Below are 17,371 nucleotides of genomic sequence, written 5' to 3'. Positions count from 1 at the left end.
TTCATACTAACACTACCCATCATGTCACAAGCAACACTCGAAACTGATCGCATTAGCCGGGTTCTCAAGTCAAGCACGTGGCTCAATCTCCTCCTCGCCGCACAGTTGATCGCCGGGTTGGTGTACGCATATTTCACAGGAGATATGGGGAGCCGGTGGACCCATTTCGTCCTTCCATTTATTTGGTTCACCGCCTCAGTCTGGGTGATCTGGCACACTCGACCTGTAACGAAACGTCGAGTGTATCGTATTGGTGCCGCACTTGTCGTTGCTCTATATCTCATCGTGATGTTTTATTTTTCAGGATTACTTGGACCGAGCACCTCTCATTTCGGGCAGCTCACTGGACCAAGCGGCTTCGGAATAACGTGGGGTCGATCTTTGGGATGGAGTCCGGTCTTCGTCTATACAGGTGACCTGATCACGGTCTCGCTCATTCCTTACCAAGCGGTTGGCCTGTTCGCGCTGGCGTATCTCGTCTATGATGCATTGCTTGATTTCTCGCAGTCGGCAGTCGGAGGAATAGTCGGGATTGTGGCGTGCCCTGCCTGCGTTAGCCCGTTGTTTGCCGTACTACTTGCAGGCGGACTGAGTGGTTCTTCAACGATGTTATTGCTTGGTGCGTATGGCTACGAAATTGCGACCGTTCTGTTCCTCATGACAATTGGAATCCTCTACCATCGTCAGGCACTCACGAGGCAGTATCACCAGTTCCGAGGGAACTGATCCATCTCGTTCGTGGTCAGCAATACCCGAGCCTCCCTCGCCGCCTGAACCGTGGTTATTGTCTGGATCGCCGCAATGAGGTGAACAGTCTCGACGGATCCCCTTTGCTCTCACCATTCCTCTGATCCTTTCGAATTCGGCAGGTATGAACGATCCCGTCAGTAGAAAACGTTTAGATGGCGTTATAGACGTTCTTGAACGCTCTCCTGTTTGAGTTCACTCCCACGAAGATAACTCCGAACCCACCGTATGACTACTTGAGGCGAAAAACAATGACCAACCGAAACCTCGGACGATGGCTGCTCGTGGTGCTCGCGATTGTCGGACTCGCGTTTGCCGCCCCGGTAGTTAGCGCACACGGTGACGAACCGATCCAGGGGAACGAGACGGCAGCTGAAGGGACGCCAGCCGATGGTAGTGCAGCAGACTGGGCGGCCTGGATGGAAGGTCACATGACCGACTACATGGGCCCGAATGCCGTTGACGAGATGGAAGCGCACATGGGCGTGACCGTCGACGAGATGGCCCAAGATATGGCGGACGACAATCACACCGCGACGGGGATGAACGGACAGGGGTACGGCTGCTAACGATCCCTGTTCGGATCCTCGTCTGACACGATAGATATTCGACTTACTGACTCAACGATCACAATGACACACTACACCAACACTCTCGGGCGGACGACTCGTCGAATCGCAATACTAGCGGTTCCGCTGTTGATTGTAGCAACGGGCACCGCAGCGGCTCACGGTGGTGGAGGCTACGGCGGCGGTATGATGGGTAGCGGCGGTTGGGGGGTCTTCAGCGGTGGAATGGGCCTCTGGAGCTTCCTTTGGATGGGGCTCCTAATCGTCGTCCCGCTCTATCTCGTCTACTCACTCCTCAACAGAGATTCTGAGAGGAGTGATAGTCGGCCGCTTTCGGTTCTTCGTGAGCGTTACGCTCGCGGTGAACTCTCCGATGAAGAGTTCGAACGTCGACGAAAGCAACTCGAGTAGTGCCCATGACCGAAATAGAAGGAGCATCGTCGAGAAAAAATTCTCGTCTGCCAGTTGGGGCGACGGGAGCTTAAGTGCGTAAACAGGATACAGTATTACATGAGTTACACAATACAAACCAAGATTGATGGAGAGTTCGACGATGTCGTCGACGCAACGAATGCCGCGCTCAAAGACGAGGGATTCGGTGTTCTCTGTGACATCGACATTCAGGCGACGCTCAAGGAGAAACTCGGTGAGGAGTTCCGCCAGTATCGCATCCTCGGTGCGTGCAATCCTCCGCTGGCATACGAAGGGTTGAGTGTAGAAACTGAACTCGGTGCGCTCTTGCCCTGTAACGTCATCGTCTACGAGAACGATGACGGCGTCATCGTGGTGAGTGCGGTCGACCCGGAACAGTTAGTCGGGATCGCTGATAACGACGCGCTTGACTCCGTCGCGACCGAGGTCAGCGAACGATTCGACCGCGTACTGGCAGCCGTAACTGACGAGTTCGGATCCGCATCGGAGGCCTGATCTCTGATGGCATCATCGGATCAACTGGATACGACGACGATACTGCTCATCGTCCTCGGAGCGTTCATCCTCCTTCCCTTGCTCACAATGGGTATGGGGTTCGGTGGGATGATGGGATACGGAGGAATGATGGGCCAGTACGGTACCACAGGTGGTTGGTGGCCCCTCATCGGGATGCTCGTCCCGGTCATCTTCCTCCTTGCGCTTCTGGGCGGTGGATATCTCATCTTCCGGCGGATGAGCGAGACACAGACGTCTCATAATCCCGCGATGGAAGAGTTACGTCTGGCGTACGCTCGTGGCGATCTCACGGACGAAGAGTTCGAAGCCCGACGAGAAAAGCTCGAACAATCAGAGTGACCACTACCCAAACCGCGTTTCACCCGTTTGAACACCTGCGGATCGACTCGAGGGTATCGAAACCAACCGTTCGGCAGCATCGTTCCGTTACATCGAAATGGTGTGCTCGATTCAGCATATGGTTATGAGTAGTAATGGGAACAAACGACAAGTTCGGAGTGAGTCACGTCCGAAGTCTTCGCACCAGTATCGCGCGTAGCTACCCACCGAAGAATGATCCAGACAACATGACACATCACAGCCGACGTCAATTCTTAGGCATTGTCGGTGCCAGCGCAGTCGCCAGCACCGGCTTTGCTCAGTCAGCGAACGCACAGGAGACGCCCATCGTGGAGATGGGAAACAATTACTTCGACCCAATCGGCCTACGTGTTGATCCCGGGACAACCGTTCAATTTGAACTCGCAGCGGGGGCACATTCCGCTACGGCGTACGCAGATCGTATTCCGGAGGGCGCTTCCGCCTTCGATAGTGGGACGATCTCAGACGGGAGCTTCGAATATACGTTCGAAACGCCAGGGACGTATGATTACTACTGCATCCCGCACAAGTCGATTGGGATGGTCGGACGGATCGTAGTTGGCAGTCCTGGCGGACCGGCAGAGGAGGATTCAATCCCGGATGGAGAGGTCCCATCGAGTGAGGCGATTGTTGACCAGGGTACAGTCGCCTACGGCTCAAGCAGCGATGGAAGCGGGAATACTGGTGGTGGAATGATGGGACGAGGTGGTTCTGGAATGATGAGTGGCCGCAACGGAGGTGGAGTTGGAGGGCTACCAGCTGTTGGTGGCGTACTCGGAATGCTGGGCGTTCTCGGTGGCGGGCTCTACTGGCTTGGAAACCAAAAATCTCCTCAATCGACTACCGACGACTCAGCCAGAAAAACGCTCCAGAACCGCTATGCCAGGGGCGAAATTGACGAGGAGGAGTATAGACGTCGCCGTGAGCGATTAGATGCTACTGATGAGGACATCTCCAACTGATTGCCACCGTGAGAGGGTGAACTCACCGGGGTCAAGTGATTCGGGGATTAGAGAATACCGCCCTCACCGATACCTTTGATTTCAGAACGATCCCGTGACTTGTTTTGTTCCATTTATGACTGATTTCTCTTGTGATCAACTCGCCTGTGTGGCTCGGTAGTAAACACCAATTGCGAGCACGGCTACGAGGAGAAGATATCCAGTAGCCCACACCAACGAGAGAGCCGTAGACTGAGTTGTTGAACTAGTCGTCCATGCCGGATGGGGTTTGGCCCGTAGTCGATCCCGACGGTGCCGACCCTGCGGCAAACTTGTAAACGGCGACGAGTCCCCAAATCACCAAGCCGAGCAGGATGATGCCCGCCCTAATGTCGATGGGGACCACTGCAGCGTGTTCGATTGCTCCCTCGCTATCGACTGGGTGCCCGGCTCCCAGTAGCATGTCGAGCAGGCCGATCACGACGACGCCCAAGACAACCAAGCCACCGCCGACGTACATGGCGATTTGGTCTGCCGTTGATAAGTCACTCATTGGTAGTCACCCGAGGAGTTTCCGTAATCGCGTGTTCTCGAACAGTTCCATCTCACGCAGGCGGTTATCGACTGCCAGGACGCCGCCCGCTCCGAGTGCCACAATGGTTCCGAAGACCATGATCCCAAGTAGTTCACCCGTGACCATACCGTTGGCCCAGCCGCCACCGTAGCCGTTGATGAAGTAGAAGAACAGCATCATGAAGGCACCAAAGAAGGCGGCGGTCCTCGTGAGGACACCGAGTATCAGCCCGAAACCGATGGCGGTTTGCCCAAGCGGTACCGCCACGTTGACGAACGCCAACAGGATGCCGTCGCTGAACGGCGTGACGAAGGGGGCGAGAATCGTGCCCTGAGCGGCTCCGCCGACGAACCAGCTGGCGTCGAAGGGCCACGCCCAGATCTTGTCAAGGCCGGCGTGGAGCATCCACCACCCGGCGGTCAGCCGAAGCAGCAGGATCCAATACGACAACCAGGCTCCTGAGACCGAGAACGACGTCTCAGTTCCGAGAAATCTCGTTCGAATGGATTGTGTTGACATGGCATACTTCACCTCACGACTGAGTTTATCAGAAGTGGTAAAAAGATTGGTGGTGGTTCGTGATCTCTAAGAGTCGGGGCTCATTGCAGGAACGCGGGTGTCAGAGGTGAGTTGGATGATCCTCAAGAAGGAATTCGGTCACCCTCAACGCACTGATTGTGTGCTGGGGCATGTAAGCAGGAGCACCGATGAAGCTGAGCCCACCGATTTCTGGATTTCGGAAAATTCTGTTTGAGGGACTGAATTCATCTACTGATCTAATCCTTTGTACTTACCGATCCTCTCAGTAGCTAACAGATTCTGAGAATTTAACTCGAGTGGATATCAATCAATTAACTCCCACTGGTTAGTCATTCCTCCATAGACACGGTTTAAAACTCGTCGTCTCGAGAAAATACGGGCAAATAAAACAGGGTGGCGGAGGAGACGCAGTAGAACTGCACTCGGAGACCGGTCAACGTCTTCAATATCGATCCCGGCAGCGGCACGAATTGCTGCTCCCAGAACCTTGGGATTACGAGTTTCAAGAAAGTATCTCACAACTGTGGCGAAAATGTACTCCGTTTTCATCCTCTGATATAATCTATCAGGATAATTGTGTAATTGGCTTCTGTTAGCCAGCTCTGCGGCCAAGAATCCCGATTCAACGGCCTGTGAGATCCCCTTTCCGGTGAGTCGGTTTGCTATACCTGCAGCATCACCCACTCGTACGACTGAATGCTCCGGTAGATGGGTTCTGTCGGGATCAAGGCTTGGTCCCTCGGGAATGATTGCGACGTTCGTCCGTTCCTGCGACGGGACTGGCCACCCATTCCGCTCACAGGCTTCCCTCAATGCCTTCATATAATCATTAGGCCGGTCACTGACCGTCCAGCCGATACCAACGTTGGCTCGTTGCGATGTCTTCGGGAATGCCCACGAGTACCCTGTATAGTTCTCCAGAATTATCCGGCTGTTCGGGTACAACTCGGTGAAGTCCCCTTCGACATCACTGTTAAGCGCTACCATATATCCTGAATACTCGTTGGTTGTTCCGAGCGCTTTACTAGAGAGTGATGGCTGACCGGTTGCATCAACGACGAGATCATACTCATCGGTGAACTCGTGGAAATCTGTCCGTGTGATAGACTGGTTTTCGTGGATGTCAACACCCTTCTCTGAGAGTTGTTCTGCCCAGGACTGCTCAACGACATTTCGGTCCGTTATATATGTATCCGCAGCAGGAAAGGTGCCGGCTCCAGTGCGGTGGCGATCGGCGTCGATTCCGTCATACACCTCCACTTCCATCGCTGGCAGCGGGTTGAGAAAGCCGTTCTCTACAGTCGGTTCGAGTGGGATCTTCGATACCGCTGTCATCGCTTCTCCGCAATTAACGCCTTTGCTATCGTAGGACTGCCGCTCATATAGTTCGACGACGAATCCAGCGTCGTCGAATCCAGCAGCTGCTGCAAGCCCGGCCATCCCTCCACCTATTACCGCAATTTTGGACGTTCGAGTCATCGGTTTTTGCCAATCTTTGAGGCCATCGTTAAGCTCCCAACAGCATCCGAAGTGACCCACGAACGCCCATCGGGAGTCCGATCGCTCCGATGAAGAACGTCATAAGCCACCACCACGTGTGATTCATCTCCTCTTTCGCATCGGCGAGATACCACACGATGCCGACAGTCACGACGAGTTTCAGCACGAACGTCGATCCGGAGAATCCAGTCGCCTGGTACACGAGATTCGTCACGACCAGCTTTGGGGAGTAGCCGAGGAACGTCACACCGATGAGATTCTGCGCAGCGTCCCACAACTGGCCGAAAACGGCCAGCAGAATTAGCGGGTGTCGAAGGTGGGTGATATTGGCGAAACTCGTGCCCCAGTAGTAGAGTGCGGTTACGCCGAGCGCTATCCCCGTCGTCGCGACAGGAACCCATAGGCGGAGTGGGGTCGATGTCGAGAGGCCGTGCCAAACAGCCCACCAGACGGCCCCGACAGCCCACACCGACCCGACGAGCCCGACTGTTAGCGGGATAGATCCGATATTTTGGTCACGCAAGAGTGCACCGACACCGAGCGCGAGGATGGTGACAGCGGTGACGACGATGTAAATCGATGGCGTGATGAACCACACCGCGTAGTCCCCGAGCAGCCCGAGATCCTCGAGGGCGCGCATCGCCCCACCTGCGATGATGATCGGAGCGAACCCGTAGGCCAGTCGTGCGTCGAACGTGACGTCGAGTTGGTCGAGATACGCACGTAGTCCGGGGAGGCTGTATACGACTGCCGCGAGGTAGATTACCGTGTTCACCGCGTTGTAGCCCTGGACAGCACGAATCCCCTCGTGCGTGACTGGCTGACCGGCCGCATCGGCGACGACTGGTCCCCAGAGATACTGCCAGATGAACCGGTCGTAGACCAACGTCGGAAACACGAGGATGCCCCCACCGAGAAGGACGAGCGGGGCCAGCAGGTACAGCGCCCACCACTCGCGTGAGCCGGTCTCCGGAAGGACAGTCTCGACGCGGCGGGTGACAGTACTCACGACCCGTTCACCTCCAATCGCCACGTCGTGCTTTTCGAGCGCCCCCACTGTTCGAGTGAAACGATTGTGAGTTCGTCCTGGAGCTGGCTGAGGTACTGCGCGACTGCCTTGGGAGATCCGTCGAGGTCGCTGGCAATCTCGCGAGCCCGGAGGTATGTCGGTTCGCTACTGGCTGTCTCGACGAGGTACCTTCGAACCGTGTGCCGGGAAATATTCGACATTGATCTAGAGGTGACGGTTAGCGAAGAAATCCGAAGAGCTTGTAGTCGTGATCGGGGGTGTACCGCCGGAACAGGAGACTGTTCGTCAGCACCGACACCGACGAGAACGCCATTGCTGCTGCAGCGAGCACGGGCTGGAGGAGGCCGAGCGACGCTAACGGAATCATCGCCGTGTTGTAACCGAGCGCCCACACGAGGTTCTGTTTGATCTTCTGGAGTGTCGCGTCTGAGATTCGGATCGCCTTTACCACGTCGAGCGGGTCGTCTCGCATCAGCGTGACGTCTGCAGCTTCGATGGCGACGTCGGTGCCGGAGCCGATTGCTGTCCCGACGTGTGCGACCGCGAGTGCCGGAGCGTCGTTGACGCCGTCACCGACCATCATCGCCTGCCGGCCCTCGTCTTGAATACTGTCGACCGCGTTGGACTTGTCCTCAGGAAGGACTCCTGCGCGGACGTTCTTCGGGTCGATACCCACCTGTTTAGCGACCGCACGGGCAGTTCGCTCGTTGTCGCCCGTAATCATCATCACGTCAACTCCCCGCTCCTGGAGTGCTGTGACAGCCTGCTTGGAGCTTTCCTTCACTGTGTCGGCGTCGGCGACCACACCCACGAGCTCCCCCTCGTAGGCGACCAGCATCGCCGTCTTCCCCTCGTTCTCGAGGCGTTCCATCGTCTCCTCAGCGGGAGAGGGGTCGATCCCGTTGTCCCGCAGCAGCTTGCGGTTGCCGACCAGCACCTCGCTGTCACCAATGACTGCTTTGATCCCGTGGCCCGGAACGTTCTCGAAGTCGTCAGGCTCAGTCACGTCCAGGCCGCGTTCTTCGGCCCCTTCGACGATTGCACGGGCGAGCGGGTGTTCGCTGCCGCTTTCAGCTATCGCCGCCAGTCGAAGCACATCATCCTCTGAGAGGCGCTCACGGGTGCTGAGCTGTCCACCATCTGGGGTCGGCTCGCCACCGTCAGTCACCACATTTCCATCGCTATCAAAGACGACCACGTCGGTGAGTTCCATTTCCCCTTCGGTGAGTGTGCCCGTCTTGTCGAAGACGACTGTATCGACGTCTTTCGCTCGTTCGAGGATGTCACCGCCCTTGAACAGGACGCCGTTCTGGGCACCAATCGTCGTCCCGACCATCGTCGCTGCGGGCGTCGCCAGCCCCAGCGCACAGGGACAGGCGATGAGGATCGAGGACGCGAAGACAATTATCGCGAACTCGAAGACTGAAACGGTCCCACCGACCGGGGCCGGGCCGCCAGCAACCTGACCCCACAGCGGGAGCCAGTCGACGAAGCCAGCGAGAGCCTCGGGGAACAGGAACCAGACGACACCCCAGAGAAGGGCGTTCGCGATGACCGCAGGCACGAAGTACGCGGAGATGCGGTCGGCGAGATTCTGGATGTCGGGCTGGCGCGACTGGGCCTCCTTGACTGTCTGGACGATCTGTTGGAGGGCCGTGTCTTCTCCAACCTTCGTCGCCTCCACGACAAGGACGCCGTTCTCGTTAATCGTCGAGCCGACGACCTCATCGCCCTCCTCTTTCTCGACAGGCACAGATTCGCCAGTGACCATTGACTCGTCGACGGCAGACTGACCGTCGACAACGACACCGTCTGTGGGAATCTTCTCACCTGGACGAATTTTCATCCGGTCACCAGTTGTGACCTCTTCAAGCGGAACTTCTTCTTCACTGCCGTCCTCGCGGACAATGGTCGCCGTTTCGGCTTCCATTTCGAGGAGCTTTCGGAGGGCCTCACCCGCTTGGCCCTTCGACCGAGCTTCGAGATAGTTACCCAACGTGATGAACACGAGGATGAGGGCTGCCGTGTCGAAATAAAGTCCACCTGCAATGAGTTCAGCAAGGACTGCCACAGAGTATAGATAGGCCGTTGTTGAACCGATCGCAATCAGCACGTCCATATTGGCGCGGCCGTTCTTCACGATCGCCTTGTACGAGTTCTTATAGAACGGCCAGCCGAGGATCGCCTGTACCGGCGTGGCGAGGAGGAACTCAACCCAGCCAAGTTCCACACCGAAGACGGCTTCAGGGACGATCGCGCCACCGAGCAGATAATTGTCGATGAGGAAGAAGAGCAACGGTGCCGATAACACTGCCCCAAAGAGGGTCAACCTGAGTTGCTTCCGAGTTTCGGCTTGACGGGCGGCATCTCGTGCGTCCTGGCCCGACTCTTCGTCGGCACCATCTTCGCGGACGGGCGAGTAGCCAGCCTCCTCGATAGCATCGTACAGCGCACCAATAGATACTTCCGCAGGATTGTAGGTGACCTGTGCTTCGTCGGTTGCGTAATTGACCTCCGCATTAACGACGCCCGGAATATTTTCAAGAGCGGTTTGGTTGGTCTCGGCGCAGTTGGCACAGGTCATATCGGAGATGGCAATCGTTACCGTCTCAGAGACTGCGCCGTACCCGGCCTCGTCGATCGCGTCGTAGATTTCTTTGAGCGATACCTCTTCAGGGTCGTAGGTGACGGAACCCTCGTCGGTGGCGAAGTTCGCATCCGCCTCCGATACCCCGTCGAGCGATTCGAGAGTGTCCTGGATCGTCGCCGAACAGTTGGCGCAGGACATTCCCGTGATATCAAGATGGATTGTTTGGCTTGTCATGCCTGTTCTACTATACGGGGTCTAGGTTTAGGCGATTTACTGCTTCGAGAGGCGGGGTTTCGACTGCAGGAAAATTTGGATTCCAAAGACAGCGTTACGCTCCCTCTTCGAGTCGCTGATACCGATCGTCGAACCGTGTGAGACAGGACGGACAACAGAAGTGATAGATCTCTCCGTCGATTCTCGTCGTTTCACCTTGATTATCAACGGTATTGTTACATTCAGCACAGGTGAGTGCAAATTCGACGCCATCAACGGACGGCGTCCATTCAAGCTCGTCAATTAGCGTGACGGTGTAATCTGCTACATCGATCTCGTTAAAGAGTCCATCTACCCACTGACGTACGTTCTGGGCTTCAACACGGGCATAGAACCAAAGATCTCCTTCGGAGGTCGTGAAGACGTGTTCAACGCCATCTGACTCTCGAGCCCGCTCGCGGGCGGCCTCCAACGACGCTGAGCCGATTTCGGCCTGAATAAATACCGGTACACCAGCTCGGAGATGAGCCCGGTTGACGTCAATCGTGAAGTTGTTAATGATGCCAGCTTCCTGTAATCGCTTTACCCGGTCAGACACGGCTGGCCCCGACAAGTCGACCTCCTCGCCAATATCGCTGAACGGGCGGCGGGCGTCATCAGCGAGTAACGAGAGGATTTCTAAGTCGGTTTCATCCAAATTGCGCATACGACCGCTTCGTCTCGCAGGATACATTATTGTTGCCCACAACACACCTTCGAAATCGGTGATCCAGGGCTGCGACAACATTGGATTCTAAGCAGAAAACCACATAGAATACTCGCCCCTATCTACGAATGGATATGACTCAGACAATCACCGTCGAAGGAATGACCTGTGAACATTGCGAGCAGACCGTCGAAGAGGCACTCGAAGAAGTTGAGGGGGTTACGTCTGCTACTGCGGATCGTGACTCAGAATCCGCGACGGTCGAGGGGTCCGCTGAACGGGATGAGCTTGTGACTGTGGTCGAAGACGCTGGATACGATGCCTCTGCGTAACAAATCCCGATTCTCGTCGAATCGGATTCGGAGAGGGATTGATACGACTGCCAATCCCAGGTGTAGATACTATGACTGATACACTTCCGTTCGATGCCGTCCGCGAGCTCGACGTCGACGGGACGACGTACAAGATGGCCGATCTTCGAGCACTCGAAGAGCAGGGGCTCTGTGACCTCGACACGCTCCCTGTGAGCATCCGTATTCTGCTTGAGTCGGTGCTCCGGAACGCCGACGGCGAAACTGTTACTGCAGCGGATGTCAAGAATGCTGCTGGCTGGAAGCCAGACGTACCGGACGCAGAGGTTCCGTTCTCTCCATCACGAGTCGTCCTACAGGATCTCACTGGCGTGCCCGCAGTTGTCGACCTGGCGGCCCTTCGATCCGAAGTCGACCGCAAAGATCGGGACCCGACCCTGGTCGAACCAGAGATCCCTATTGATCTCGTAATCGACCACAGCGTCCAAGTCGACTACTTCGACTCCGAGGACGCCTACGAGAAGAACGTCGAACTGGAGTACGAGCGCAACGCCGAACGGTATCGCGCGATCAAGTGGGCGCAGAACGCCTTCGAGAACTTCAACGTCGTCCCGCCGGGGACCGGCATCGTCCACCAGGTGAATCTCGAGCATCTGGGCCGGGTCGTCCACGCCCGCGAGCGAGACGGTGAGAAATGGCTCCTGCCGGACACACTCGTCGGCACGGACAGCCACACCCCAATGATCGGTGGCATCGGTGTGGTCGGCTGGGGCGTCGGCGGCATTGAAGCGGAAGCGGCAATGCTCGGTCAGCCGGTCACGATGAAACTTCCCGAGGTCGTCGGCGTCCGCCTCGAAGGCGAATTACCCGAGGGCGCGACGGCGACGGATCTCGTGCTCCACATCACCGAACGGCTCCGCGAGGTCGGCGTCGTCGACCGGTTCGTCGAATTCTTCGGTCCTGGTGTGGAGAATCTCACAGTCCCCGACCGGGCCACGATCGCCAATATGGCGCCCGAACAGGGCTCGACGATCAGTATGTTCCCGGTCGACGAGCAGACGCTCGAGTATCTCGAACTCACCGGGCGTGACCCCGCCCACATCGACCTTGTTCGCGAGTACCTCGAAGCGCAAGGGCTATTCGGAGAACAGGAACCGGAATACACCGAGGTGGTCGAGTTCGATCTTTCGACTGTTGAGCCGAGTCTCGCCGGACATAAGCGGCCACAGGACCGGATTCCGATGGGGGACGTGAAACAGAGCTTCCGGGGACTTCTCCACGGGGAGTTCGAAGACGACCTCGATGATGTCGACGAAGACGCCCTACAGCGGTGGCTCGGCGAAGGTGATGCAGCTGGTGCGGAGACCGACGGCGGTGTTCAGGTCGAACCCGAATCGGAACTGCACCCGTTAACCAAACGCGTTGAGGTCGACCTCGACGGTGAGACAGTGGAAATTGGACACGGAGACGTCCTCGTCAGCGCCATCACGAGCTGTACGAACACTTCGAACCCGTCGGTGATGATCGCTGCTGGTCTGCTTGCCCAGAACGCCGTCGAGAAAGGTTTAGATGTCCCGCCGTACGTCAAGACGAGTCTCGCACCCGGCAGTCGCGTCGTCACGCAGTACCTCGAGGAATCGGGCCTGCTTCCGTATCTCGAAGAGCTCGGGTACGCGGTCGTCGGCTACGGCTGTACCACTTGTATCGGGAACGCCGGACCACTTCCCGATCCCATCGAGCAAGCGATCGACGACCACGACCTCTGGACGACGAGCGTCCTCTCCGGAAATCGGAACTTCGAGGCGCGTATTCACCCGAAGATCCGCGCGAACTACCTCGCGAGCCCGCCGCTCGTCGTCGCCTACGGCCTCGCAGGGCGGATGGACGTCGACCTCGAGAACGAGCCGCTAGGCACCGACGAGGAGGGGGGATCGGTGTATCTGGCGGACATCTGGCCCGACGCAGCGGACGTGCAGGCAGCAATCCACGAGAACGTCTCTCCTGAGATGTTCGAGGAGAAGTATGCCTCTGTGTTCGAGGGTGACGAGCGGTGGGCTGCTCTCGACGCGCCCACAGGTGACGTCTACGAGTGGGACGACGACTCGACATACATCCGAGAGCCGCCGTTCTTCCAGGACTTCCCCCTCGAAAAACCCGGCGTCGCCGATATTGAGGATGCACGCTGCCTGCTGACACTCGGCGATACCGTTACGACCGACCACATCAGCCCTGCTGGCCCCTTCGGATCTGACCTCCCTGCCGGCCAGTGGCTGCTCGATAACGGCGTTGAGCCGCACGAGTTCAACACCTACGGCGCGCGCCGGGGCAACCACGAGGTGATGATGCGGGGAACGTTCGCCAATGTCCGCATCGAGAACGAGATGCTCGACGATGTCGAGGGTGGCTATACGATCCACCACCCAACCGACGAGCAGACGACCGTGTTCGAAGCCAGCCAGCGCTACCGCGAGGAGGGAGTCCCGCTCGTCGTGATGGCAGGCGAAGAGTTCGGTACCGGCTCCAGCCGGGACTGGGCGGCGAAAGGAACGGACCTACTCGGTGTTCGCGCAACCATCGCCGAGAGTTACGAGCGCATCTACCGCGACAACCTCGTCGGCATGGGTGTGCTCCCCCTGCAGTTCGATGATGGCGACTCGTGGGAATCTCTCGGTCTGGATGGGTCTGAGATCTTCACGATCCACGGCCTCGATGACGGGCTCGATGTGATGGACGAACTGACCGTTATCGCCGAGCGCGCGGACGGGTCGACTGTCGAGTTCCCGGTCACAGCACAGGTCGGCACGCCGGCCGCCGTGACCTATATCGAACACGGCGGCATCCTCCACTACGTCCTTAGACGGCTCCTCATGCGATAATCTCTCTCAACTGACTCTATTTCTGGAAGCACAAGCAACACGAAAAACTTTGAGTCCAAATTAGCGTTTCAATCGTGCGTAGACTCTGTTCGGATGATGCCCGCTACGTTATCCATCTGAGCTGAAACGTGTGCGCTCTCACCAGCAACATGCGTAATTAAATCGTCCAGAGTGATCATCCCGATAACGCTCCCGTCTTCAACAACCGGGACGTGTCGAGCACCCGCTTCGTTCATTTGTCTCAGGACTTTTGGAATCTCAGCATCTGCTGGCACAGTAAGTGGGTCACGCGTCATCACGTCAGCAGCTCGTACGTCGTCTCCACTCGTCTCGGCTGTGAGCACACTTAACTCGCTTTCCTCGGTGAGCAGGTTAGCAATCAGGTCTCGATCGGTGATGATACCAGAGATCTGATCGGATTCTTCGACGACCACGTACCTGGCACACCGCGATTGGGAGATCATCGTGTGAGCGATCTCGGCAACCGTGGCGTCAGGCGTGACACGGGCGACCGACTCATCAGCAATACGACCAATATCCATCCGGAGGTCAGTTGGTCTGGTACCCATGCTAATCAGTACGACTCATAACAGGAAATAGCTTAGCATCAGCTGGTCGTCATAGAAATCCTCCACTCTTCAACCGTGAGAGACGACAATCTCCAAACTTTGTGAAGTTACAAAAAGTGTTACCAGCTACGCCACTATCCAAGAGCGCTGGCTTTTATAATCTAGTCTCAATAAGTAAAGAGAAATGTACGATACGGTTTTGCTCTCGACTGACGGGACAGTTGCTTCTGAGGAAGCTGAATCCCATGCTATCGCGCTAGCAGAGGCCCATAATGCCGATCTTCATGTTCTGTATGTAGTCGATGAGGACGTCGTAACAGCATACAGCGGTGACGAGTACGTTGATGAAGCCGAAGGCCCAGAACATGGCCTCGAAGAACTTGGAACGGAAACAATCGCAGACATCCAATATAAAGCGAAGGAGGTCGGTGTCAATGTTGTCAAAGCAATTGAGCACGGCCGACCGGCTGAGACGATTGTACGGTATGCTGATGCCGAAGATATGGATCTACTTGTACTTGGAACGAAACACCGGCCGGAAGAATACCGGGCCTTGCTCGGAAGCGTGACCGACCGCGTCCTTCGATTGACGACCCGCCCAGCGACCGTCGTGAAGACGGAAGTCGACGAATAGGGGAAGAACAGTCAGTAACGGCCGCCGTCAGGCGTGAGTCGGGCGCGCCGGCGTTCGAACTCCTCGTCGTCGATTTCGCCGCGAGCGTACCGTTCCTGGAGGACAGCGAGTGCGCTATCCTCGGTGGGGCCGTCCGATGGCGACCGCGTTGTCAGCCAGTAGACGATGTAGACGGGAAGGGCGATCAGAAGTGCCATCCACAGCAAACCGATCAACATCATCCCCCAGCTCCATATTCCCCACCCGGCCATGTGACCATCATTCCACATCCCGTCATGCCAGTCCCACATCACTGTATCTGGAACAGCAGCGTGCGTCAGAGTCATTCCAATGATGACGGCTAGCGTCAGTGCTCCGATGACGATGAGTCCCAGAGAACGAATCCCGCGTGCTTGAATTGGATTTTGCATTATTGTACTCCTGAAGAGAGTTCGGCGTGGTTAGCCGAGGATGTATTCGAGGGCGGGGTAGCGCTCAACGAGCGTCTCGCCACCGACGTCGTAGTTCTCGATGTACTGGTCGAGGCCCAGGATGCGGCCCGCGGCGAACGCGGCGACCGCGAGGAACACGAGCATGTACGCGAAGTCCCCGTTGATGAACCCGTGGCTCATGTCCCAGTTCCCGAAGTAGAACATGAGCATCATGAGCGCGCCGAAGAACGCCGCGAGGCGGACGAACGCGCCGACGAGCAGGCCGAGGCCGATGAACAGCTCGCCCCACGGGACGGCCACGTTCGCGAACTCGACGAACCACGGCGTACTCCCCATCCACGCGAACATCCCCGCGAGCGGGTTGCCGTTCGTCGCCGCGACGTTCGTGAGGTAACCGCCCGCGGCGAACTCGCCGGTGATCTTCGTGAACCCGGAGTACGCGAACGCGTAGCCCATCATGAGACGGAGCGCGAGCACGAACCACGCACTGAGACTGTGAACTTTCCCGCCGACGGTCAGACCGCCGACTCTGCTCTCGAGCTGATTCATGCCGGAGTCGAGTGTGGACATAGTTATTGCACCTTCAACTATCAGTACGGAGGCAGAGACGATATAACGGCGAGCCGGCGTTCTGGGTCAGAAAATCGGCGGGCTATATTACGCTCCTGTCGCGAGTAGAGACGTGTGACTGAGGAGGCCGACCCGTCGGAAATCTTCGCGACACTCGACGACGAGTACGCCCGCGACATCCTCGTGGCGACGAAGACCGACCGCCTGTCTGCGAAGGAGCTCAGCGAGGAATGTGACATGTCACGCCCGACCGTCTCGCGCCGTGTCACCCGCCTCGTCGAGCAGGGCCTCCTCGAGGAGTATACGCACGTCGACCCCGGGGGACGGCACTACAGCGAGTATGAGGCGCGCCTCGAACGCATCGAAATCCTCCTGCAGGCGGAGGGCTTCGACGTCAACATCGACATCCAGCCTGACCCCGCCGACCGGATTACGACCATCTTCGAGGAAATGCGGGGAGACTGAATCATGGACCACACGCTATTCGTCATCGGCAAACTGTTCACGACCGCGTTAGCACTGGTCATCGCATATCAGGCCTATCGCGGGTACCAACGACATCACACGCAGTTACTCCTGTACGTCGCCGCCGGCTTCGCATTGGTCGGGCTTGGCGGCCTCCTTGAAGGCGTCCTCTTCGAACTCCTCCAGGTGTCGATCTTCGAAGCAGGATTCGTCGCAGCACTCGTCACCGCAGCCGGGATGCTGTCTATCCTCTACGCCCTGTATGCCCCGAATCCATAAGGATTCAGGACGCCCATTCGACAAGCGGCCTCTGCGCGTCGTGCCCGGTTCGAAGCCGCTACTGTTCGGACTCCCCTCGTTCTCGATAGTGTAGCGTCGCAGTGGGAGTTATATCCATATCGGTCGTACCATATCGTATGATTCGAACACTCGTCGGTGTCCTCGGCGCTATCTCAGCGCTGTTCCCGGACGAAATCGTCGAGCTCTTCGAGAAACTCGCCATTTCGAATCCAGACGAGGGAACAGTGAGAGGGTGGATACGTCCAGCAGTCCGGTCGGAGGGTGTTCTGATAGCTGCGCTTTCACTCTTTAACGGGCGAGCATACGCATTGCTGATGAATCTTACCGGCGTGTTCGGTGCGATAGTCCTCTTATTTCCCGACCTGTATCAGAGATTTGCCACCGCGTTCCTGTACGAGCGTCCAGAGTCGATAGAATGGAAGTACGTGTTTACCCCGAGGACGAAACAGCTGGCACAGCCTGAGCGCGTGACACCATATCGTTGTCCCGGACGACAC

At 57.2% G+C, this 17,371-nt stretch carries 22 protein-coding genes; 12 read left to right on the top strand and 10 right to left on the bottom strand.

Annotated features, from left to right (window positions below; translation table 11 throughout):
• Window positions 1-21: 21 nt before the first annotated feature.
• The 6 genes from ACT4MF_RS16475 (at window position 22) to ACT4MF_RS16450 (ending at window position 3,586) form a co-directional block, all read left to right on the top strand.
• A complete protein-coding gene (locus tag ACT4MF_RS16475; RefSeq protein WP_123624180.1) occupies window positions 22-726 on the top strand; it encodes a DUF7546 family protein in 705 nt (234 codons plus the stop codon).
• A gap of 272 nt (window positions 727-998) precedes the next feature.
• Window positions 999-1,316: a hypothetical protein gene (locus tag ACT4MF_RS16470; protein ID WP_004048656.1), complete on the top strand. Its 318-nt coding sequence runs from the start codon at window positions 999-1,001 to the stop codon at window positions 1,314-1,316.
• Window positions 1,317-1,379: 63 nt separating this feature from the next.
• The gene (locus tag ACT4MF_RS16465; RefSeq protein WP_049986201.1) at window positions 1,380-1,727 is read left to right on the top strand and encodes an SHOCT domain-containing protein; all 348 of its coding nucleotides are present in this window, start codon (window positions 1,380-1,382) and stop codon (window positions 1,725-1,727) included.
• 99 nt (window positions 1,728-1,826) lie between these two features.
• On the top strand, window positions 1,827-2,243 hold the full coding sequence (locus tag ACT4MF_RS16460) for a DUF302 domain-containing protein (RefSeq protein WP_004048654.1): 417 nt from the start codon (window positions 1,827-1,829) through the stop codon (window positions 2,241-2,243).
• Between the two features lie 6 nt (window positions 2,244-2,249).
• Entirely contained in the window at window positions 2,250-2,603 is a 354-nt protein-coding gene (locus ACT4MF_RS16455; protein WP_049983674.1) for an SHOCT domain-containing protein, read from the top strand.
• 134 nt (window positions 2,604-2,737) lie between these two features.
• The gene (locus ACT4MF_RS16450; protein ID WP_227262414.1) at window positions 2,738-3,586 is read left to right on the top strand and encodes a plastocyanin/azurin family copper-binding protein; all 849 of its coding nucleotides are present in this window, start codon (window positions 2,738-2,740) and stop codon (window positions 3,584-3,586) included.
• Window positions 3,587-3,830: 244 nt separating this feature from the next.
• Here the strand turns inward: ACT4MF_RS16450 and ACT4MF_RS16445 are convergent, their stop codons facing one another.
• The 7 genes from ACT4MF_RS16445 to ACT4MF_RS16415 form a co-directional block, all read right to left on the bottom strand.
• Window positions 3,831-4,118, bottom strand: a complete 288-nt coding sequence (locus tag ACT4MF_RS16445; RefSeq protein WP_004594603.1) for a hypothetical protein — start codon at window positions 4,116-4,118, stop codon at window positions 3,831-3,833.
• A 6-nt stretch (window positions 4,119-4,124) separates the two neighbouring features.
• Complete coding sequence (locus tag ACT4MF_RS16440; RefSeq protein WP_049986202.1) at window positions 4,125-4,658, bottom strand: DoxX family protein; 534 nt, start codon at window positions 4,656-4,658, stop codon at window positions 4,125-4,127.
• Between the two features lie 324 nt (window positions 4,659-4,982).
• Window positions 4,983-6,119, bottom strand: coding sequence for an NAD(P)/FAD-dependent oxidoreductase (locus ACT4MF_RS16435; RefSeq protein WP_231741202.1), 1,137 nt, complete (start codon window positions 6,117-6,119; stop codon window positions 4,983-4,985).
• Window positions 6,120-6,186: 67 nt separating this feature from the next.
• Entirely contained in the window at window positions 6,187-7,188 is a 1,002-nt protein-coding gene (locus ACT4MF_RS16430; protein ID WP_050050397.1) for a DUF63 family protein, read from the bottom strand.
• The gene (locus ACT4MF_RS16425; protein WP_004594599.1) at window positions 7,185-7,409 is read right to left on the bottom strand and encodes a DUF7123 family protein; all 225 of its coding nucleotides are present in this window, start codon (window positions 7,407-7,409) and stop codon (window positions 7,185-7,187) included. The genes ACT4MF_RS16430 and ACT4MF_RS16425 overlap by 4 nt, the downstream gene beginning before the upstream one ends.
• Before the next feature lie 17 nt (window positions 7,410-7,426).
• Window positions 7,427-10,033 (bottom strand): heavy metal translocating P-type ATPase, encoded by a 2,607-nt coding sequence (locus tag ACT4MF_RS16420; RefSeq protein WP_004594598.1) that lies wholly within the window; start codon window positions 10,031-10,033, stop codon window positions 7,427-7,429.
• A 94-nt stretch (window positions 10,034-10,127) separates the two neighbouring features.
• Window positions 10,128-10,718, bottom strand: coding sequence for an AsnC family transcriptional regulator (locus ACT4MF_RS16415; RefSeq protein ID WP_049986206.1), 591 nt, complete (start codon window positions 10,716-10,718; stop codon window positions 10,128-10,130).
• Between the two features lie 134 nt (window positions 10,719-10,852).
• Between ACT4MF_RS16415 and ACT4MF_RS16410 the strand changes: the two genes are divergently transcribed.
• Both ACT4MF_RS16410 and acnA read left to right on the top strand, forming a co-directional pair.
• On the top strand, window positions 10,853-11,050 hold the full coding sequence (locus ACT4MF_RS16410) for a heavy-metal-associated domain-containing protein (protein WP_049938510.1): 198 nt from the start codon (window positions 10,853-10,855) through the stop codon (window positions 11,048-11,050).
• 71 nt (window positions 11,051-11,121) lie between these two features.
• A complete protein-coding gene (gene acnA / locus ACT4MF_RS16405) occupies window positions 11,122-13,905 on the top strand; it encodes an aconitate hydratase AcnA (protein ID WP_050050398.1) in 2,784 nt (927 codons plus the stop codon).
• A gap of 68 nt (window positions 13,906-13,973) precedes the next feature.
• Here the strand turns inward: acnA and ACT4MF_RS16400 are convergent, their stop codons facing one another.
• On the bottom strand, window positions 13,974-14,474 hold the full coding sequence (locus ACT4MF_RS16400; protein WP_004594590.1) for a CBS domain-containing protein: 501 nt from the start codon (window positions 14,472-14,474) through the stop codon (window positions 13,974-13,976).
• Between the two features lie 184 nt (window positions 14,475-14,658).
• On the opposite strand from ACT4MF_RS16400, the gene ACT4MF_RS16395 reads away from it, so the two are divergent.
• Complete coding sequence (locus tag ACT4MF_RS16395) at window positions 14,659-15,108, top strand: universal stress protein (protein ID WP_092817280.1); 450 nt, start codon at window positions 14,659-14,661, stop codon at window positions 15,106-15,108.
• A gap of 11 nt (window positions 15,109-15,119) precedes the next feature.
• On the opposite strand, the gene ACT4MF_RS16390 is transcribed toward ACT4MF_RS16395, so the two are convergent.
• Both ACT4MF_RS16390 and ACT4MF_RS16385 read right to left on the bottom strand, forming a co-directional pair.
• Window positions 15,120-15,518: an SHOCT domain-containing protein gene (locus ACT4MF_RS16390; protein ID WP_049986209.1), complete on the bottom strand. Its 399-nt coding sequence runs from the start codon at window positions 15,516-15,518 to the stop codon at window positions 15,120-15,122.
• Between the two features lie 30 nt (window positions 15,519-15,548).
• On the bottom strand, window positions 15,549-16,109 hold the full coding sequence (locus tag ACT4MF_RS16385; protein ID WP_092817279.1) for a DoxX family protein: 561 nt from the start codon (window positions 16,107-16,109) through the stop codon (window positions 15,549-15,551).
• Window positions 16,110-16,223: 114 nt separating this feature from the next.
• Between ACT4MF_RS16385 and ACT4MF_RS16380 the strand changes: the two genes are divergently transcribed.
• The 3 genes from ACT4MF_RS16380 to ACT4MF_RS16370 all read left to right on the top strand — a co-directional run.
• Window positions 16,224-16,574: an ArsR/SmtB family transcription factor gene (locus ACT4MF_RS16380; RefSeq protein ID WP_092817278.1), complete on the top strand. Its 351-nt coding sequence runs from the start codon at window positions 16,224-16,226 to the stop codon at window positions 16,572-16,574.
• A gap of 3 nt (window positions 16,575-16,577) precedes the next feature.
• Complete coding sequence (locus tag ACT4MF_RS16375; RefSeq protein ID WP_004594584.1) at window positions 16,578-16,853, top strand: DUF7521 family protein; 276 nt, start codon at window positions 16,578-16,580, stop codon at window positions 16,851-16,853.
• A gap of 137 nt (window positions 16,854-16,990) precedes the next feature.
• Window positions 16,991-17,371: hypothetical protein (locus ACT4MF_RS16370; RefSeq protein WP_444683401.1), on the top strand; the 381-nt coding region annotated here is incomplete at its 3' end.

Source organism: Halorubrum sp. FL23 (genome assembly GCF_052439115.2).
Taxonomy (GTDB): domain Archaea; phylum Halobacteriota; class Halobacteria; order Halobacteriales; family Haloferacaceae; genus Halorubrum; species Halorubrum persicum.
Note: the sequence above shows the minus strand (reverse complement) of the source record. Positions and strands in the feature narration are given on the sequence as shown.